This is a genomic window from Bisbaumannia salifodinae (genome assembly GCF_055388505.1).
In genome coordinates, this window is the sequence record NZ_AP043781.1 from 506,379 (window position 1) to 525,231 (window position 18,853).

Consider the following 18,853-nt stretch of genomic DNA (forward strand, 5'->3'; position numbering starts at 1 on the left):
AGTGGCGCTCACTCCTGATCAGTTGCCGTACAGGTTCTTGTCGTGCTTCTCGACGATGGTGGAGAAACGGCGGGCAAAGCGCTCGTCGGCACGCGCCTTCTTCTCCAGCACGTCTCGGGCGAAGACCATCTGCCCTTCATGGGCCTCGAGCATGTCCGCCATGCGCTGATTGGTGGCAGTACCGATGGCCGCCATGGCCGTCTGGGCTTCCTGGTCGGTCTGGGAGCCGATCTCATTGATACGGTGAGCGATGTCCTGTTGCTGTGCGGTCTTGAGCGACTTGGTCAGGGCATCGTAGAGCACCACGCGCTGCTGGGTGTCCGTCTGCAGCTTGTTGATCAGTACCTTCTGTGTCGCGGCCTGGTTCTGGAGGCTATCGAGCCACGTCTTGCCCTTCTCGATGTAGCGCTCGAGGGTCTGGGAGCGAGCAATATTGACCTGCTCGTCCTGTACCAGGGTGTTGTAGCGTGCGTTGGTCTCGGCAAGATCGGTCTCCAGGCGCGTGCGTGTACCGGCATCCTGCTCGACCGAAATCTGGTTCTCGAGATCGATGATGGTGGGGTCGAGTGCTTCGATTTCGGCGCGTACGGCTTCCAGCTCCTCGACGACGGCCTCACGATCATCGAGGGTGCTGTTCAGGTTCTTCTGCACCTTGTCGTACTGCTCCTCGAGCACCTGCAACTGCTCATCCAGCAGCTTGACGATGATGTCGGACTTGGAGATCAGGTCCTGCAGCTTGTCATCGATGCTCGCCGTACGAATCCGCTCCTGGCGCATGGATTCGGACTTGCCCTTGCTGAAGATGCCAATCAGCTTTTCCATTCCTGTCTTGGTACGCATCTCATCGAAGTCTTTCGAGAAAGCGGCCGTCGTATCATCCAGCCCCATGATCAGCTCGGCGATGTTGGCGTTCATGGTCTCGTTATGAGCATGAACATCCTCCAGGGTCGCATTCTCGATATCGATGCCGGTGGCGTCCCCGGCTTCGATCCTGCTGCGGGCGGCCTCGATACGAGAGGTGACCTCGGTGATCTTCTGCTGGGATTCCTTCACCTTCTTCTGAGAATCCTGAACCATGGTGTCGAACTGAGAAGTACTCATCGTCTAGACGCTTCCTTGTGCCTTGTGGTGTTACATCAATGTATTGAATGGACCCGACGTTATGGTCCCGGCAAGCCTCGCTTCGGAAACCGGGGATGGCGTTGCCTTCCTGGGGCATCACCGGGGGAGTGAGCCTGGCGCCACGGCGCTGGAGCCGTCTAGGGTAACCGATTGCCGCCCAGGAAAATCACCACTTCATGATATTGTGAAATTTCTGACAATGGAATCTCCTGGCACCATGGGCCGCTGCCTCGGCGGCTTCCATGTACGAGGCCTGACTCCCTCTTATGGCCCCCGGGCCTCGGTCACCGCTATGGGCGCGATAGCGTGGTCGTTGCTTTACCTGAAGCTGACTTGAGGTAGTAGCCTGCGGGGTGTGGTCGCTCTCGCGACGATCATGTTCACCACGGCCCGGGGCCGCCAGACACAGGAGTGCTTGCCATGCCGACCTCAACTGTCGCCGATCCATCCCATGAATCGACCCGGTGGGAGGCGTCGCCACTCGATCTCGAGGCCTACCTGGCGCGTATCGAGTATCGTGGGCCGCTGACGCCGAGCCTGGAGACGCTACGTGCACTGCAGCGGGCGCACCTCGCGGCGGTGCCCTTCGAGAACCTAGAGATCGTCACCGGCGGCGAGATTCACCTCGACCTGGCGAGCCTGCAGGACAAGTTGGTACGGCGTCGGCGGGGCGGTTATTGCCACGAGCAGAACCTCCTGTTCGCCACGGTGCTGGATCGACTCGGTTTCGCTGTCGAGGGGCGCAGCGCGCGAATCCTGATGGGCGACGATGCCCACAGGGTCACGCCCTTGTCACACACGATTCTCGCCGTGACGATGGCCGGAGGCGACTGGCTGGTCGATGTCGGGGTCGGCAATGTCGGGCCGCGGGAGCCGATAGCGCTCGAGGAGGGCGTCGAGGCGTGGCATGGCCGCTGGGAGTATCGCCTGGAGCGCTCGCCGTTGGGCTACTGGCTGCTGCGCCATCGGCGTCACGACGGCTGGTTCAACCTCTACCAGTTCGGCGACGAGCGCTACTATCGGGCCGACTATGAGGACCACAACTATCATGTGTCCCATCACCCGGCCTCACCCTTCGTGCGGCGCATCGTGGCGCAGCACAACGGGGAGGAGGAGCGCCTGGCGCTCACCGACCTGGAACTGCAGACCTTCCGCCCCGGCGAGGCACCGGAACTGCGCCGGCTCGATGCCGAGGCACTGCCCGGGGTGCTGCGCGAGCGCTTCGGGCTGGTGCTGGCGCCGGCGCAGGAGGCGGCACTGCGGCGGCGTGCCGAGTCGCTCGCGGTGGCGTCGCCCGATGGCGAGCGACTCGGCAGTTGAGGCCGCAGGTTTAGTCGGGCCGGTAGCTGCCGGGAGTCATCGCGAAGCCGATCGCCAGGCGATTCCAGGCGTTGAAGGCACAGATCGCCAGGGTCAGGTCGACCAGCGCCGGCTCCGGGAAGTGGGCGCGGGTGGCCTCGAACAGGGCGTCGTCGATGCCGCGCCCGGCGATCAGCGTATGCGCCTCGGCCCAGGCCAGGGCGGCCCGCTCGCGGGGGCTGAAGAAGGGCGTCTCGCGCCAGGCGCTCAGGGCATAGAGGCGCTGCTCGCTTTCGCCGGCGCGCCGGGCATCCTGGGTATGCCTGTCGATGCAGTAGGCGCAGCCGTTGATCTGGGAGACGCGGATCTTGACCAGCTCCAGCAGGCCGCCGCCGAGCTCGTCGCGGCGCCGGGCCGCCCGGGCCAGGTGGGTTTCGACATCGACCAGGGTCTGGAGGGCCTCCGGGTTGGCGGCGACGTAGTCCATTCTCATGATGGGGGCTCCGATGGTGAGTGACAGCCACTACCCTAGTCCGGCATCGACGCCCGGCATTGTAGTTTTGCGACGCCCGGCCTCCGGCCTGACGCTGCACCAGCTAAGGCCGCGGGGGCCCCTGCGCCATGTCGTGCAGAGCCTCTGGTGGGCGAAGGGAAGCGTCGCCGGGCCGGGGGAGGGCGTGGAGCTGTTGCATCCGGATGGCGGCCTGGGGGTGGTCTTCAACTTCGGCACGCCGCTGCGACGGGATGCTCGACGGCATCCCGGCCCGGCCTGGGTCGATGGCCCCTCGCTGCGTACCGCCCGGCTGGGGGTCACGGCCGACCTGGAGTTGCTGGGCGTGCGCTTCCTGCCGGGCTGGGGTGGCACCCTGCTGGGCGAGCCCCCGGAGCGCCTGGCCGAGGCCGGGCTGCTGCCGGCTCAGGCGCTGCGTCACCGTGCGCTTGATGCGCTGCATGAGCGGCTGCAGGCGGTCGAGGGTTTCGCGGCGCGGGTGGCCCTGCTGGAGCGTGACCTCCTCGCCTGGCTGCGGCATAGCGAGGCGCCGTCGCCGCTGCTGGGGGCGGCGCTCGAGTGGCAGCGGCGGCGCCAGGGTCAGGGGAGTATCGCGGCGCTGGCGGAAGCGCTGTCGGTCGGGCCGCGCCGTCTGCAGCGGCTGTTCCGGCGGCAACTGGGACTATCCCCCAAGCAGTACGCCCGGGTGCTGCGCGTCGCCCAGGGGCGGGCGCTGATCAAGCGGGCGGTGGGGCCCGGCGCGCTCACCGAGGCGGCCTATGCCGCGGGCTATTGCGACCAGGCGCACTTCGTCCACGACTTCACCGCGGTAACCGGCCTTACGCCGGGCGAATATCGCCGCCATGTGGGGCGCCGCGAGGCCTCGTTTCCCGGGAGCCGGAAAGACTAGGGAAGGCGAGGGAGGCATTCGTCGTCGCGCAGGGTCAGGACCTCATAGCCCTCCGCCGTCACCGCGATGGTGTGCTCCCACTGGGCGGAAAGCCGCTTGTCGCTGGTCACCACGGTCCAGCCGTCGCGCTTCGTTTTCACCTTGGCCTTGCCCTGATTGATCATCGGCTCGATGGTGAAGGTCATGCCCTCTTGCAGGACCAGGCCTTGCCCGGGGCGGCCGTAATGCAGCACCTCGGGCGCCTCGTGCATCTCCTGGCCGATGCCGTGTCCGCAGTAGTCGCGGACCACCGAATAGCCGTTGGCGTCGGCGTGCCGCTGGATCGCATGCCCCACATCGCCGAGGGTCGCCCCGGGCCTCACCGCCTGGATGCCTCGCCACATCGCCTCGTAGGTCTTGTCCACCAGGCACCTGGCGGCCGGAGAGACGTTGCCGATCAGGTACATCTTGCTGGAGTCGGCGATATAGCCCTGCTTCTCGAGGGTGATATCGACATTGACGATATCACCGGGCTTGAGGCGCTGCTGCGTCGACGGCACGCCATGGCAGACGACATGATTGAGGGAGGTGTTGAGGACGTAGGGGAAGCCGTATTGCCCCTGGCTGGCGGGGCGTGCCCCCAGGGTACGGGTGATAAAGGCTTCCGCCAGGTCGTTGATCTGCATGGTCGACATGCCGGCCTCGATGCGGGTGTCGAGGTAGGCGAAGACCGTGGCGAGCAAGCGCCCCGATTGGCGCATCCGGGCGAGCTCTTCGGGCCCCTTGATCACGACCTCATCCATGGATGACCTGCCGCGTGTTCACCTCGGCCAGGCGCATCTGCTCCTGCATCAGCTCGTGGAAGGTCATCTCGGGGTGAGTCTCGGCGAGCATGCCGATCTTGATCCAGTACTCGGCCTGGGCATTGATGGAGCGCTGCATGGGGGCGCTGGCCTTGCGGATCTCATCATGCAGGGCCTCACTGATCTTCACGATTCCCATAATATCACCAATATACGTTTCGTATATGTATCGTATATTGGTGGTGGGGGGATCACAAGCATGAGCGGGGCCTCGGGCCCCGCTCTCTCGCGCTCAGCCATAGGTGGGATGCTGCGGCCAGCCCGGTGGCGAGTCTTCGAAGTCCTCCTGGCGGCCATAGGGCGTGGTATCGAGCAGTGCATAGGCGTCGGTGAGGCTTTCGCAGCCGCGGGCGTAGGTGGAGTAGGTGTGGAAGACGGCCTCGCCGAGGCGGAAGAAGACGCTCAGCCCGTGGCACTCGCCGCTCTGGAAGTGGGGCTCGCCGCTGCGTGCCTCGAGTTCCGCCTGGCGGCGGTAGTTGTACTCGGGCGGGGCGACCGAGGCGTCCAGGGTGACGTGGAAGTCGTAGTTGAAGTCGCTCTCGAACGACGAGACCCAGGGCCAGTGCCAGCCGCGCTCGGCCCGGTAGGCCTGGAGCCTGGCCAGTGGTGCCCGGGACACCAGCGCGAAGCGGGTATCGCGCTAGTGAAGCAACGAGAGATCCCCCAGGGCATCGACGAACCCCGTGCAGCCGGAGCAGCCTTTCTCCCACTCCGGGTCGAACATGAAGTGGTAGACGATCAGTTGACGCCGCCCCGCGAAGAGGTCGAGCAATCGGGTCTTGCCGTCCGGGCCGTCGAAGACATAGGCCTTGTCGAGTTTCACCATCGGCAGCCGGCGACGGTTGGCATTGACCGCATCGCCCAGATGGGTGAGCGCCTTCTCCTGCTCGAGCAGTCGCTGGCGGGCGTCGAGCCAGGCCCCGTGCGCGACGATGGGGGGATGGGGCACGTCGCTCATGACGGCGCCTCCGCCTTCTCGCAGTTGATCATCCAGGCCACGCCGAAGCGGTCGACCAGCATGCCGAAGGACTTGGCCCAGAAGGTCTCCTCCAGGGGCATCCGCACCGTGCCGTCGTCGGCCAGGGCCGCGAAGAGCCGCTCGGCCTCCTCGGGAGTCTCGACGCCGAGGGTGAGGGAGACGCCCTTGATGCCCTCGTAGGGGACCGGGCACTCGGGAGTATTGTCGGATCCCATCAGCACCTGGCCGTCCACCACCAGGCGGGCGTGCATGATCTTGTCGCGAACCGCGGCAGGCATCGCCTCCTCGGCCGGGGCCTCGCCGTAGGTGTGCATGGCGACGATCTCGCCGCCGAGGCAGCGCTGGTAGAACTCGAAGGCGGCGCGGCAGTCACCGTCGAAGATCAGGTAGGCATTGAGCAACATGGAGGGCTCCTCCTCGGGTGAATGAGATGAGGTGGGTGACATCCTGAGATCGAACGGGGCGGGGGGATTTCGACAGCCTAGTCCAGAATCCTCGATCACTGGCGCGGCACAGCGGGTCGCGGGGCCACTGCTGGCCCCGCTGATCCATCGCTTGTCATCGGGCCTGAACGGATAACCCAGCTGGGTGGCCGCCGCTCTGGGGAACCGTGGCGTCTCGCCGTGTTGATCGCATCCACCTCTCGGGGGGCGAACCGGCGGGCGTCCCGGTCGGAGGGATCCGGGGCAGCGGCTTCTGCCCTGTGACGATCAACGCCACTGGCCCCGGAGTGGTGTGCGGAACCCGATAGTTACCAGGTGAAGTTCACCGTCGCCGCCACCTGGCGTTCGTCACCATAGCGGCAAATGGTGAATTCGCAGTAGGTGTACTGCTTGTCGGCCAGGTTGTTGGCGTTGACGGTGACCGACCAGTGCTCATCGAGCTGGTAACGGGCCATGGCGTCGAACAGGGTGTAGGCGGGCATGGGAGCGTCTATGCCCGATGCCTGAGTGGTGCCTTTGTAGCGGGCGCCGGCGCCGACGGTCAGTTGCGGGATGCCCTGGTCGACGAAGTTGTAGCTGGTCCACAGTGCCGCCTGGTGGTAGGGCGTGTCTTCGCTGCGTTGTCCGACTTCTTCGGCCACGGTGCTCTGGGTGGTGCGGGCGTCGGTGTAGGCGTAGGAAGCAATCACGCTGAGCGCGGGGGTGACATCGGCCCTGGCTTCCAGCTCGAGGCCGCGGGAGCGGGCTTCGCCGGTCTGACGATAGACATCGTTGCCGAAATCGTATTTCAAGACATTGGTCTGCGTCAGATCATAGGCCGCGGCGCTAAGCAGCAGGTTGCTGTCGTCGGGTTGGTAGCGGACACCGATTTCGTATTGCCGGCCTTCGGTGGGATCGAAGGTCTGACCCGAGGTTGCGACGGACACCGGGAAGAACGACTCGCTATAGCTGATGTACGGTGCCAGGCCATTATCCGCGAGGTAGACGAGCCCGGCTCGCCAGGTGGTGGCCTCATCATCCTGGCTGGCCGTGAAGCCGTTGCGGTGGAATTCCTGATCCCGGTCGACCCAGTCATGCCGGCCGCCCAGCAGCAGGGTCCAGGCGTCGTCGAACCTGATCTGGTCTTGCAGGTAGAGCCCTCTCTGCAGGGTATCGGTCCGCGAACCGCGATCCAGGCTGGGGTCCCGGTCGACCACCACGGGCTGGCCATAGTCATAGCTGGTCAGGTCGAGAGCGGGCGCCGAGGCGCGGAAATTATGCGAGTCGTAGGTGGTGTCGTAGGCGTCAAGACCGACCAGGACGGTGTGTTCGATGTCACCGAACTGCCATGTCGATTCGATATTGGTATCGCTGGCCAAGGTTCTGGAGCGTTCATGGCGATCACTGTAACGGCGCATGAGGGTGCCGGTGGTCGCCGCAAAATCGATGGCAGCAGGCGCAGGCAGAGCCTGCAGGTAATTCCATCGCACATCCGCTTCGTAGTGTCGCAGGCTGTGGCTGAGGCGGGTACGCTCATCGAAACGGTGTTCGAACTCGTAGCCGATGGCCCACATGTCGCCGTCCATGACGTCATAGTCCGGTTCGCCGATGAAGTCGTGGCGACCGATCGTGTGACCGCCATCATCCCCTACGCCTTGAACCAGTCGATAGGGCAGAGGCGCGGAGAAACGCGTGTCGCTCTCCTGATAGAACGACAGCAGCGTCAAGGAGGTGTCTTCGTTGGGTCGCCAGGTCAGGGCCGGGGCGATATAGAGTCTGTCGTCGTGGATATGATCCTGCTGTGTATCGCTGTCGCGCCCGAGCATCGTCAGGCGGTAGCTGAGCGTGTCGCTGCCGGCGAGTGGGCCGCTGGAGTCGGCTGAGATTTGCCGGCGGTCATGTTCTCCCAGCTGCAGATTCAGCTCATGAAAGGGGGCTCGGGTGGGGCGCTTGCTGATGCCATTGACCATGCCGCCGGGGGAGAGTTGGCCATAGAGGACCGAGTTGGCGCCACGAATGACCTCGACGCGCTCCAGGCCATAGGGCTCTTGGATACCATCGTAGGAGTTGTTCTGCAGGCGCAGGCCATCACGCAGTGAGCCGCCGGTCGCCGACTCGACGTCGAAACCGCGGATGCGGAAGCGGTCGGACGTGCGATTGAAGCTGGTTGGCTGGCTGGTAAACCCCGGCGTGTAGCTCAATGCCTGGGACAGGGTCTCGGCTTGGCGGTCGCGCATTTCATCGCTGGTCACCACGGACAGCGATTGGGGGGTCTCGACAATCGGTGTATCGGTCTTGGTCGCACTCAGGTTGCGCGTCGCCACATAGCCAGTGACGTGTTCCGTGGGAATTTCCACGACCTGTCCGGTGATGGTCACGTCGTCGAGCCGAACGGCTTCCGAGGCGCTTGTCGTGCTCCGCGTTTCGGCGGCCAGGTTGCCCGAGGCCAGGCTAGCCAGGGCCAGGGTCAGGGCCGTCAGGTGAAAGGCGGGATGACGGCCTGGGGAGGCGTGTCCCGAGAGTTTCGTTGTTCTTGCATGGGGCATGTCGATGGGGTCCTGTGAGTGGTGGATGTGCTGCCTCGGGCGACGGGCGGTGTGGCGATTCTTCCGGTCATGCGGCCGTGAACGGTCAGCAAGTGACGGGAGCACTCTACACCTAAATGAGAAATATTTGTACTAGCATTGTCTCCATTGCTCGCTTTCTGTAAGCTACCGCGAGTTGCCGGCCCGCCAAGAGCGGGAGCGCTGCTCGCTGGATCTCTCGGGAAGCGGGACAGGCATTGGCGCCATGAATTGAATTTGAGAATTAGGGCATGTTGAAAGCGACACGACTCCGGCTCCATTTCGCGGAGCTGAAGGTGCTCGACGACGTGAGTCTGGCTATCCCCGAGGGCCGTTTTACCGCGCTGATTGGGGCTAACGGCTGTGGAAAAACCACCCTGCTGAATGTCCTCGCGCGGATGTTGCGTCCGGCGAGTGGTGAGGTGCTGCTCGAGGGGCGGTCGCATGTCCACTTCTCCCGCCGCGACCTGGCCAGGCGGGTCGCGCTATTGCCGCAGCGTACGGTCTCGCCCGCTGGCATGACCGTTCGTGAGCTGGTCATGCAGGGGCGTTACCCCTGGCAGAGCTGGTGGCGGCAATGGACCGAGCAGGATCAGCGGGCCGTGGATCGCGCGGTGGCGCTGGCCGATATCGCCACGCTGCTGGATCGCGCCTTGGTGACGTTGTCCGGCGGACAGTTGCAGCGCTGCTGGATCGCCATGACCCTGGCCCAGGATACCCCGGTGATCCTGCTCGATGAGCCCACCACTTTTCTCGATATTGCCCACCAGATTGCCTTGCTCGAGCTCCTGGTCGAGTTGCGTGACCAGGGGCGGACGATCATTGCCGTGCTGCATGACCTGAATCAGGCGGCCCGCTATGCCGATAACCTGGTGATGCTGCGCCAGGGGGCGGTGCACGCCCAGGGCTCGCCCGCCGAGGTGTTTACCCAGGCGAACCTCAAGGCCGTGTTCGATCTGGATGCGCATATCATCACCGACCCGTACTCCGGTGACCTGCTCTGCGTGCCGACGTCGCCGGGTCGAGCGCGTCCCGCGCCTCCTCCCGCCGTTTGCCGGGTCGGCCCATGAGTCGTGCCTGGGGCTGGCCGGCCTGGTTTACGATCCTCGTCGCCATCGGCCTGGCGTCTATCCTTCATCTGGCCGTGGGTGCCAAGTCGATCCCCTGGAGCGACGTCTGGCAGGCGCTGGTCGCCTATGATGCGGGGAACGCCGATCACAGCGTGATCCAGGGGGCGCGCCTGCCGCGCCTGTGGATGGCGGTGGTGGTGGGAGCCTGCCTGGGCCTGGCCGGTGTGGTGATGCAGGCCGTGGGTGACAACCCGCTCGCCGACCCCGGCATCCTGGGGATCAACAGCGGCGCCGCCTTGTTCGTGGTCTTCGGCTTGCTGGTGCTGCCCGGCAACGACATGACCATGATCCCGCTATTTGCCTTCGGCGGGGCCCTGGTGGCGGCACTGGGCGTCATGCTGCTGGCGGGCAGGAGCCATAACCCGGTACGCCTGACCCTGTCGGGGGCCATGATGGCGGCCCTGTTCAGTGCCATCACCGCGATTCTGCTGCTCCTCGATCAGCAGGGGCTCGATAGCCTGCGGCGCTGGTTGACGGGCTCGCTCGGCGTTGCCGGGGCGACCCGGCCGACCTGGCTCTGGCCTTATGTGGTGCTGGGCATGCTGTTATGCCTGATCAATGTCCGGGCACTGAATGCCTATCGCCTGGGCTCCCAGGCGGCCGCGAGCATGGGCGTCAACGTGTTGAAAATGCGCCTGGTGAGCCTGGCCGCCGTGGTGCTGCTGTCGGGGTGCGCGGTGGCGCTGGCGGGACCGATTGGCTTCGTCGGCCTGGTGGTGCCGCATACGGCGCGCTTGCTGGTGGGGCACGACCTGCGTCGTCTGTTGCTGGCCACGCCGCTGCTGGGCGCCTTGTTATTGATCCTCGCCGATGTGCTCGCGCGGACCCTGGTCAGCCCCTACGAACTCAATACCGGTATCGTCACCGCCTTGGTGGGTGGCCCGGTGTTCGTCGCCCTGGTGCTGAGGAAGCAGGAATGAGCCATAGGTTGACCACGCCAAGGCGTCTGACTCCCCTGCCCTGGGTCGGGCGGCCCATCGACTTGCTGTCGAGCCTGGTCCTGGTCGTGGCGTTGCTGGGGATGGCGAGCTACGCGATCACCGTGGGCAGCTATCCCATGAGTCTGGCGCAGATCTGGCAGCAGTTGTCGGCCGATGACACGGCGTCCAGCACGCTGGGTGGCGTGCTGTGGGAGCTGCGCCTGCCGCGCATTCTGCTGGCGATCCTGGGGGGCGCGGTCATGGCGCTGGCCGGCTTGCTGATGCAATCGCTGACCCGCAACCCCCTGGCCGCGCCGGGACTGGTTGGGGTGGAGGCGGGGGCCAGTGTCACCATGTTGCTGATCCTGGTGCTCTGGCCGACGACACTGCCGCCGGCGCTGTATCCGCTGGCGGCCCTGGTCGGCGGGCTGGCGGTGGCGCTGTTTGTGGTCGGCTTGTCCTGGCGGCGCGGTGTCGCGCCGCTACGCCTGATCCTGGTCGGCGTCGGCTTGACGGCCATGCTTAGTGCCGTCGCCGATATGCTGATCACCTACGGTGATATCGACCGGGTCGAGTCGGCGCTGATGTGGCTCGGCGGTAGCCTGCATCGGGGGGGCTGGGGGCAGGTCAAGAGCCTGGCTATCTGGCTGCTGATCGCCGGCGCGCCGCTGTTATTCTGCCATCGCCAGCTCAATCTGTTGCAGTTGGGGGATGGGGTGGCGCTCAGCCGAGGCTTGAACGTGACCGGGTGGATGGGCCTGTTGCTGCTGTGCAGCGTCGTGCTGACCTCGGCGGCGGTGGCCAATGTGGGGGTGATGACCTTCGTCGGCCTGGTCGCGCCGCACTTGGCACGGCAGTTCTGCGGTGATCGGCACGGGGCGCTGATGCCACTCTCGGCATTGTTCGGTGCCTTGCTGGTCTTGATTGGCGATACCCTCGGTCGGGCGCTGTTTCCGCCCTTGCAACTGCCGGCGGGCTTGGTGGTGGCGATTATCGGGGCGCCCTATTTGTTGATCTTGCTGGCCCGACAGCGCCACCGTTGACGAGACTTTATTCAAGGGAATAGCAGGCATGATGGTAAAGGCGAGCGTGTTGTTTTGGGTGCTCTGCGGCCTGGTGGGGCTATCGGTCGGACCGGTGGCGGCCAGCGAGACCCGGATCTTCGAAAACCAGTTCGGTCGGGTCGAGGTGCCGGTGGCGCCGCGTTGTATCGTTTCCCTGCATGACCTCAGTCTCACCACGCAATTGCTCGAGCTGGGCGTGACGCCCTGTGGTTCCACGGGGCGCCGGCGACTGTTTTCCGAGGTGCGGTTCCGCGGCGCCGATCAGCGCTTCGATGTCTCGACGATTCGCTATGTTGGCTCGCACCAATCCCCCGATCTAGAGGCGATCGCGTCGCTGCAGCCCGACCTGATCGTCGGCCTGTCCTATCATGCCGACCTGCAAGACAGCCTCAGTCATATCGCCCCCGTCGTGCTACTGCCGTCGCGAGAAACCGATATCAAGACCTACGCCGCCGAACTGGCCGAGCTGGTCGGTAGTCAGCAGCGCTATCAGGAGCTGTTGGCAGAGTATCAGTGGATCGTCGACGAGTTCGCCAAGCGGGTGAGTGATCCGGCGCGCATTACCGTCACCACCCTGGAGGTGTACCCGGATGGTTTCCAGCTGATCGGGCGTGCGGGCATGGATGATGTGATCGACGACTTCGGTCTGGGGCGTGTGGAGGCCTATCAACAGGCCCGGCAGAACGTGCCCTATAGCCTGGAGCGGATTGGTGACTTCGACAGCGATTTCATCATCGACACCTATGAGGAAATGCTCGACTCGGAAGCGAGTACCGAGGCCTTCCGCCGTTCGCCGCAGTGGCAGAACCTGTTCGCCGTGGAGAATCAGCAGTTCCTCTATTTCAACCGCAGCCGCTTTGCCGAGACCATGCAAGGGTTGATCGGTTCCGCCTACCTGCTGTTGTCGCATATCGGCGAGCGCGACTATCGACTGCGGCAGGACTAGCCGCTGGCCCTCTTTGCCGGTCGCTCCTGGCCGGTAGCGCTGCCTGGGCCCGCGGTAAGTCGACGAGGCTCGGGGCCTCGTCGATGGCGATCTCCCCGATGGCCATGTTACCCGAGACGACGGGTGCCGAACGGCGCCGTTATGCCCGAGAAAATAGAGACTTGGCGAGTCTCACGCACGACATGCATATACTTCGTATTATTGTTTGATGTTGAGATTCATTTGCGATAACTTGGTGTGACTCGACTCACCGCCAAGGAATCCAGATGGCTATCGACCTGCCCAGCCGTGCAAGCAACTCATCGGATGAGGATCGCTTGCCCACCGAAGGGGTCCTGCCGCTTGTCTTGCGGGCGCCCGTGCCGGGTGCCTCCTGGCAGCAGCATGGTGAACTCATTCGGCACACCGTCGACACCGAACTGCATCGCATCGGTGGCATCCTGTTTCGTGATTTCGCCTTCACCGATGCCGGCGGCTTCGAGGCCTTTGCCCGCAGCTTTGGCCATGAACTGCTGACCTACGATTACGCGTCAACCCCCCGCACCAAGCTGAACAATCGAGTCTATACCTCGACCGAATACCCGGCACACCAAGTCATCCCGCTGCATAACGAGCAGTCTTACTCGCTGAACTGGCCGATGAAGATCTGGTTCCACTGCACCCAGGCGGCGCAGGTCGGTGGTGAAACACCCATTGCCGACAGCCGCCTGGTCTATCGGCGCATCGATCCGATGATTCGCCAGCGTTTCGCCGAGAAACGCCTGATGTATGTGCGCAACTACGGCAACGGCCTGGATCTCAGTTGGGAGCAGGCATTTGGCACGGATGATCGGGCCGAGGTCGAGCGCTTCTGTCGTCTCAATCGGATCGATTTCGAGTGGAAGGAGGGGGGCGAATTACGCACCCGTCAGGTCTGTCAGGCCGTCGCCCGGCATCCGCGTACCGGTGAATGGGTGTGGTTCAATCAGGCGCACCTGTTCCATCTCTCCAACCTGGCGCCGTCGGTACGCGAGGCGCTGACCTCCATCGTGGGTGAGGCGGGGGTGCCGCGCAACGTCTTCTACGGCGATGGCTCGCCTATCGAGTCGGAAGCGCTGGAGCATATCCGTGAGGTCCTGCGGTCCACCCAGATCAGCTTTCCCTGGCAGACGGGGGACGTGCTGATGCTCGACAACATGCTGGTCGCCCACGGGCGCTCCACCTTCCAGGGGCCGCGCAAGGTGGCGGTCGCCATGGCCGAGCCCGCTCCGGTCGGCTGACTCTGGGTCACTTCCTGTCGTCGCAACCGGCGGCTGACTTCGAACCTGCGCAATAAAGGACGACACATGCTCGATCGATTGATGCAGCGCTGCTGGCTGCGTGGAATTCGCCCGTCGATTGCCGAGGACCGGCTGCGGATCGTCGGTGGGGCACGGGATGCGTTGAGCGAACGGCTGCGTAATGAACTTCACGAGCATGGCGACGAGGTCATCGCATGGTTGCGTGCCAATCCCGACTATTTCGATGCCCGTCCGCTGACGGACAACGAGCAGGCGCTGTGGTTTCTCCAGCGCATGGAGCCGCAAAGCTGCGCCTACAACATTGCCTATGCCGGCAAGGTCAAGGCGTCGTCTGCCGCGGAAGATTTCCCGCAGCGCCTGGAGTCGGCCTGGCAGGCGCTGCAACGGCGCCATCCGCTGTTGTGTGCCGCTTATGCCGAGCGTGACGGCGAGCCGTTGCAGTGGGATCGTCGCGCGCGGCCCCGGCCATTCCAGCATGTCGTCCTGCAGGGGGCCGATGCGGCCACCCTGCAGCAGCGCGTAACGGAGCTGGCCGATGCTCCCTTCGACCTGGAGGCCGGGGACGTCAGCCGTGCCGTGCTGCTGAGCAACCATCGGGAGGGGCGCGTCGAGCAGACCCTGCTGCTGGTGATCCACCATATCGCCTCCGACCTGGCCACCTTCTATATCGTGCTCGGCGAGTTGTTTGCCCTGCTCGAGGGCCAGGCTCTCGATGCCGTGGATCCCGAGGCCTACCGCAACTGGTGCAGCGAGCTGCAGGTGCGCAGCGCCGCCGCCGAGCCGGAGGAACTGGCCTGGTGGCAGGCGCAACTGGCCGAGGCGCCTAGCCTGGAACTGCCGACCGACTTCCCCTATGGCAGCAGCCAGGCCTTCGAAGGCGGCGAGCTATCGGTGGCCTTCGACAAGGCCACCAGTGCCCGCGTGCGCGCGGTGGCCCGGCGCATCGGGGTGACGCCTTATGTGTTCTGGTTCTCGCTGTTCCAGCAGTTCCTCGGCGTGTTGTCCGGGCAGGACGACTTCGTCCTCGGCACCCCCAGCGGCTGGCGCCGGCGCCGTGAGCATGCGGCGTTGCCTGGCTACCTGGTCAACCCCCTGGCGATCCGCTGCCGCCTGCGCCGAGAGCTGTCCAGCGCCGACTGGGCGAAGGCCGTCGGGGCCAACCTCAAGCAGACGTTGCGGCACCGCCACTATCCATTCTCGCGGCTGATCAAGCAGCTGGATTTGCCGCGGCAGATGGGCCGTGCGCCGCTCTTCCAGCACATGTTCACCCTCAACAAGGAGCGCACGGCGCCGTTCGAGCGGCACCTGGAGCGACTGCTCTCGGAGCAGCGTGGCGCCGCCCATGAGCTGAACCTGGTGATCATCGACGAGGACGAGACCTTCCTCGGCCGCTGGCGCTACAGCAAGGGGCTGTATCGCCGTGAGACCATCGAGCGCTACCGCGATCAGTTCGTGGCGCTGGTCATGGCGGCGATCGAGCGGCCCGAGGTGCCATTCACCCGTCTCGACTGGCTGCCGCCCGAACAGCAATCACGCTTGCGGGGCGAAGCCCTGCCAGTACCGGTCGCCGATGCCTGGCAGGCCTTTGCTCGCCAGTGCGTGCGGCGCGCGGATGCCATCGCCCTGGAAGATCACCAGGGGCAACTGAGCTACGCCGAATTGGCCCGGGCCGTGGCCGCGCGTGGCGAGCGCATGCAGGGGGCGCTGAGCCACCAGGGCGCGCGCGTTGCCCTTTGCCTGCCCCGTGGCCGTGAGCTGGTGATGCACATGCTCGCCGCCTGGCAGGCGGGGGCCACTTACCTGGCCCTCGACCCGCAATGGCCGGAGTCGCGCCTGCGGGACATCTGCCACGATGCCGCGCCCCGGCTGTGCGTCGGCGAGGGTGAGCGCCCCGGCTGGCTGCCCGAGCGGGTGAGTTGGCTGGCCTTGCCGAGCGCTTCGCTGGCCAGCGAAGCGCCTTTGCGCGCGGCCCTGCCGGCCGACTCGCCGGCCTATGTGGTCTACACCTCGGGCTCCAGTGGGCGACCCAAGGGCGTGGAGGTCAGCCAGGGCAACCTGATGCACTACGTGACGGCCTGCCTGGCGCGCCTCGACCTGTCTGCCGACGCCAGCCTGGCGAGCCTGGCCAGTTGCGCCACGGACCTGGGGCACACCGCCTTGTTCGGCGCGTTGCTCAGCGGTCGTCGCCTGCGCCTGCTGCCCGAAGCGCTGGCCTTCGATGCCGAAGCGCTGGCCGCCGAGCTCGGGCGGCGGCCGGTCGATCTGTTGAAGATCGTGCCGTCGCACCTCAATGCGCTGCTGTCGGCCAGCGACCCGCAACGCTTGCTGCCACGCCAATGCCTGGTGGTCGGCGGCGAGGCCCTGGGCGGTGATCTGGTCACGCGGCTGCGCGCCTTGCGGCCCCGCCTGCGTATCGTCAACCACTACGGGCCGAGCGAGACCACCGTCGGGGTCCTGACCCATGAGGTCGATGATCGGCCCGGCGCGGCGCCCCTCGGGCGGCCCCTGGCCGGGGTCCGGGTCGGTGTGCGGGGGGCGGATGGCGCCCTGGTGCCGGTGGGGGCCAGCGGTGAGCTGTATATCGAGGGGGCGACCGTGGCCCGGGGCTACCTGAGCGCTTCCGAGCAGGACCAGGCGCGCTTCACCGCACGGGGCTATCGCAGTGGCGACCGTGTGCGCCTGAACGCGACAGGCGAGGTGGAGTTTCTCGGGCGCCTGGACGAGCAGGTCAAGATCAGGGGCTACCGGGTGGAGCCGGAGGAGGTCGCGGTGCAATTGCGTGGCATGCCGTCCGTCGGTGACGCCTGCGTACTGAACTGCCCGACCAGGCTCACCGGCAATCGCCTGGTGGCTTTCCTCGTGGCGCCGCCGGCGGCCCTGGCGACCATCCAGCAGGCGTTGCGGGCGCAACTGCCGGACTATATGCAGCCGGCGCAGTGGCATTGCCTGGAGGCCTTCACCCTGTTGGCCAATGGCAAGGTCGATCGCCGGACCCTGAGGCGGCTGGCCGATGAGCCACGCCCCCCGAGCCAGGCGGAAGACGCCGAGGCGCCACTGAATGCCCTGGAAAGCACGCTGCTGGATATCTGGCGCAGCCTGTTGGGCAACCCCCAGTTGGGGCCGGATGACGACTTCTTCGCCCACGGCGGCGATTCCATCCTCGGCCTGCAGATCATTGCCCGGGCGCGTCAGCAGCAGATCCTGATCTCGCCCAAGCAGCTGTTCGCCGAGCCCAGCGTGCGAGCCCTGGCCCGGGTGGCGCAAGCGCCGCAGTGTCCCCGGGAGCAGCGCCTGCTGGAGATCGCCCGGGAGATCCTCGATAGAGACGACCTGCAGGCGGACGACAACTTCTTCGCCGTGGGCGGCGATTCGATACTGAGCCTGCAGATCATCGCGCGGGCCAAGCAGCAGGGCTTGCAGCTCACGCCCAAGCAGATCTTCGAGTTCCCGACGGTCAGGGGCTGGGCCGAGCAGGCGGTCGATCTCGGCAAGGCCAGCGAGCAACCGGAGGCGGCCCAGGAGCCGACCGGCGCCTTTGCCCTGACGCCGATCCAGGCCTGGTTCTTCGCTCAGCAGCAGCGCGCGCCGGAGCATTGGAATCAATCGCTGCTGCTGGGGTTGGAGCAGCCGCTGGAGCCGGCACGCATCGCCCAGGCCCTGGCCACGCTGGCGCAACGCCACAGCAGCCTGCGCCTGGTGTTCGAGCATGACGGCCAGGCGTGGCGGCAGCGTTACCAGCCCTTCTCCCCGGCGTTGGGCGAGGCGCTGTTCCAGGTGGTCGAGCAGCCATTGGACGAGGCCCAGCTGACGCGGTGGCAACAGGGCTGGCGGCTGGATCAGGCGCCACTGATCCGCTGGGTCTACTTCGCCCATGACCGGCAGTTGCTCTGCACCGCCCATCACCTGCTGGTGGATGCGGTGTCCTGGCAGGTGCTGCTGGAAGAGCTGGAAAGCCTCTACTGGCACCCCCGGGTCGCCCTGCCGGCGTGTTCGGCCGGCTTCCACCAGTGGAGCGAGGCCTTGCAGCGGCATCGCCGGGAGGCGGCGGTCCTGAGCCAGCGTGACTATTGGCAGGCGCAACTGGCGGCCGAGGGGCCCGTGCCCGAGCACCTCAGCCTCTACGGCGAGAGCCGGACGCTGCAGACGCAGCTGGCCGCCGAGCAGACCGAGCGGCTGCTGGGGGATTGCCATGCCGCCTATGGCACTCAGGTCCAGGACCTGCTGGTCGCGGCCCTGGCCGGCGTGATCGGGCAATGGCTGGGCCGGGAGCGGGTCACCCTGGAAATGGAAAGCCATGGCCGTGGTGGCTGGGAGCAGGGGCCCGAAGTGTCGCGCTCCATCGGCTGGCACACCAGCCGCTACCCCCTGGCCGTGACAGCCGACGAGTCTCCGGAAGCGGCGATCATCGCCGCCAAGGAGGCCCTGCGCCGGGTGCCCGAACAGGGCATCGGTTACGGCCTGCTGCGCCTCGACCCGCAACAGGAGCTGGGGGCGGCCTCCCTGCTCACCTTCAACTACCTGGGCCGTGTCGATCAGTGGCTGGCGGGGTCGCGCCTGTGGCGACTGGCGCGGCCGCTGTGTCCCGGCATGCGCGCAGACAGCACGCGGCGCACGCATCTGCTGGATGTGACCGCCCTGGTCAACGACGGGCGCTTGCATGTCGAGTGGCGGTACGCCCCCGAGGTGCATGAGCCGGCCCTGGTGAGCGAGCTGGCGCGGCACTTCCAGCAACGCCTCGAGGCGTTGCTGGAGCACTGCCTGGCCCCCCGGGTCGGCCGCGCGACGGCATCGGATTTCGCCGATTCCGGCCTGTCCGACGATGAGTTCCTGGGGCTGCTCGAGCAACTGGAGCAGTGACACTCCCCGCGTCCTACACACTACAGGT

General features: G+C 65.8%; 14 protein-coding genes and 1 pseudogene. 8 read left to right on the plus strand and 7 right to left on the minus strand.

Translation table 11 applies throughout. The annotated features are described in order from the left end of the window. Positions 1–18: 18 nt before the first annotated feature. Entirely contained in the window at positions 19–1,101 is a 1,083-nt protein-coding gene (locus ACZ5EF_RS02435) for a hypothetical protein (protein WP_346062640.1), read from the minus strand. Positions 1,102–1,542: 441 nt separating this feature from the next. Between ACZ5EF_RS02435 and ACZ5EF_RS02440 the strand changes: the two genes are divergently transcribed. Beyond that, positions 1,543–2,442, plus strand: a complete 900-nt coding sequence (locus ACZ5EF_RS02440; RefSeq protein WP_346062639.1) for an arylamine N-acetyltransferase family protein — start codon at positions 1,543–1,545, stop codon at positions 2,440–2,442. A gap of 10 nt (positions 2,443–2,452) precedes the next feature. Here ACZ5EF_RS02440 and ACZ5EF_RS02445 read toward each other — a convergent pair whose 3' ends face one another. Then, entirely contained in the window at positions 2,453–2,914 is a 462-nt protein-coding gene (locus ACZ5EF_RS02445) for a carboxymuconolactone decarboxylase family protein (RefSeq protein WP_346062638.1), read from the minus strand. Positions 2,915–2,981: 67 nt separating this feature from the next. On the opposite strand from ACZ5EF_RS02445, the gene ACZ5EF_RS02450 reads away from it, so the two are divergent. Next, positions 2,982–3,821: a helix-turn-helix domain-containing protein gene (locus ACZ5EF_RS02450; RefSeq protein ID WP_346062637.1), complete on the plus strand. Its 840-nt coding sequence runs from the start codon at positions 2,982–2,984 to the stop codon at positions 3,819–3,821. Here the strand turns inward: ACZ5EF_RS02450 and map are convergent. From map to ACZ5EF_RS02475, 5 genes and pseudogenes are all read right to left on the minus strand, one after another. After that, positions 3,818–4,603, minus strand: a complete 786-nt coding sequence (gene map / locus ACZ5EF_RS02455) for a type I methionyl aminopeptidase (RefSeq protein ID WP_346062636.1) — start codon at positions 4,601–4,603, stop codon at positions 3,818–3,820. The genes ACZ5EF_RS02450 and map overlap by 4 nt on opposite strands. Beyond that, on the minus strand, positions 4,596–4,802 hold the full coding sequence (locus tag ACZ5EF_RS02460; RefSeq protein WP_346062635.1) for a ParD-like family protein: 207 nt from the start codon (positions 4,800–4,802) through the stop codon (positions 4,596–4,598). The genes map and ACZ5EF_RS02460 overlap by 8 nt, the downstream gene beginning before the upstream one ends. 93 nt (positions 4,803–4,895) lie before the next feature. Further along, positions 4,896–5,621: pseudogene (locus ACZ5EF_RS02465) on the minus strand (DUF899 domain-containing protein). Then, entirely contained in the window at positions 5,618–6,046 is a 429-nt protein-coding gene (locus ACZ5EF_RS02470; RefSeq protein WP_346062634.1) for a VOC family protein, read from the minus strand. Before ACZ5EF_RS02470 ends, ACZ5EF_RS02465 begins: the two are co-directional and overlap by 4 nt. 347 nt (positions 6,047–6,393) lie before the next feature. Continuing rightward, entirely contained in the window at positions 6,394–8,610 is a 2,217-nt protein-coding gene (locus ACZ5EF_RS02475; RefSeq protein ID WP_346062633.1) for a TonB-dependent siderophore receptor, read from the minus strand. 269 nt (positions 8,611–8,879) lie between these two features. On the opposite strand from ACZ5EF_RS02475, the gene ACZ5EF_RS02480 reads away from it, so the two are divergent. From ACZ5EF_RS02480 to ACZ5EF_RS02505, 6 genes are all read left to right on the plus strand, one after another. Then, positions 8,880–9,698, plus strand: coding sequence for an ABC transporter ATP-binding protein (locus tag ACZ5EF_RS02480; protein WP_346062632.1), 819 nt, complete (start codon positions 8,880–8,882; stop codon positions 9,696–9,698). After that, positions 9,695–10,678, plus strand: coding sequence for a FecCD family ABC transporter permease (locus ACZ5EF_RS02485; protein ID WP_346062631.1), 984 nt, complete (start codon positions 9,695–9,697; stop codon positions 10,676–10,678). The genes ACZ5EF_RS02480 and ACZ5EF_RS02485 overlap by 4 nt, the downstream gene beginning before the upstream one ends. Continuing rightward, positions 10,675–11,721, plus strand: a complete 1,047-nt coding sequence (locus ACZ5EF_RS02490; RefSeq protein ID WP_346062630.1) for a FecCD family ABC transporter permease — start codon at positions 10,675–10,677, stop codon at positions 11,719–11,721. The genes ACZ5EF_RS02485 and ACZ5EF_RS02490 overlap by 4 nt, the downstream gene beginning before the upstream one ends. A gap of 28 nt (positions 11,722–11,749) precedes the next feature. After that, on the plus strand, positions 11,750–12,688 hold the full coding sequence (locus ACZ5EF_RS02495; RefSeq protein WP_346062629.1) for an ABC transporter substrate-binding protein: 939 nt from the start codon (positions 11,750–11,752) through the stop codon (positions 12,686–12,688). A gap of 266 nt (positions 12,689–12,954) precedes the next feature. Then, entirely contained in the window at positions 12,955–13,947 is a 993-nt protein-coding gene (locus ACZ5EF_RS02500) for a TauD/TfdA family dioxygenase (RefSeq protein ID WP_346062628.1), read from the plus strand. Positions 13,948–14,013: 66 nt separating this feature from the next. Next, entirely contained in the window at positions 14,014–18,825 is a 4,812-nt protein-coding gene (locus ACZ5EF_RS02505) for a non-ribosomal peptide synthetase (RefSeq protein WP_346062627.1), read from the plus strand. Positions 18,826–18,853 lie beyond the last annotated feature (28 nt).

Coding starts and splice junctions, on each gene's coding strand:
- ACZ5EF_RS02445 (WP_346062638.1), bottom strand. CDS start 2,914: ATGAGAATGGACTACGTCGCCGCCAACCCGGAGGCCCTCCAGACCCTG.
- ACZ5EF_RS02490 (WP_346062630.1), top strand. CDS start 10,675: ATGAGCCATAGGTTGACCACGCCAAGGCGTCTGACTCCCCTGCCCTGG.
- ACZ5EF_RS02495 (WP_346062629.1), top strand. CDS start 11,750: ATGATGGTAAAGGCGAGCGTGTTGTTTTGGGTGCTCTGCGGCCTGGTG.
- ACZ5EF_RS02460 (WP_346062635.1), bottom strand. CDS start 4,802: ATGGGAATCGTGAAGATCAGTGAGGCCCTGCATGATGAGATCCGCAAG.
- ACZ5EF_RS02440 (WP_346062639.1), top strand. CDS start 1,543: ATGCCGACCTCAACTGTCGCCGATCCATCCCATGAATCGACCCGGTGG.
- ACZ5EF_RS02485 (WP_346062631.1), top strand. CDS start 9,695: ATGAGTCGTGCCTGGGGCTGGCCGGCCTGGTTTACGATCCTCGTCGCC.
- ACZ5EF_RS02435 (WP_346062640.1), bottom strand. CDS start 1,101: ATGAGTACTTCTCAGTTCGACACCATGGTTCAGGATTCTCAGAAGAAG.
- ACZ5EF_RS02470 (WP_346062634.1), bottom strand. CDS start 6,046: ATGTTGCTCAATGCCTACCTGATCTTCGACGGTGACTGCCGCGCCGCC.
- ACZ5EF_RS02475 (WP_346062633.1), bottom strand. CDS start 8,610: ATGCCCCATGCAAGAACAACGAAACTCTCGGGACACGCCTCCCCAGGC.
- ACZ5EF_RS02505 (WP_346062627.1), top strand. CDS start 14,014: ATGCTCGATCGATTGATGCAGCGCTGCTGGCTGCGTGGAATTCGCCCG.
- ACZ5EF_RS02500 (WP_346062628.1), top strand. CDS start 12,955: ATGGCTATCGACCTGCCCAGCCGTGCAAGCAACTCATCGGATGAGGAT.
- map (WP_346062636.1), bottom strand. CDS start 4,603: ATGGATGAGGTCGTGATCAAGGGGCCCGAAGAGCTCGCCCGGATGCGC.
- ACZ5EF_RS02480 (WP_346062632.1), top strand. CDS start 8,880: ATGTTGAAAGCGACACGACTCCGGCTCCATTTCGCGGAGCTGAAGGTG.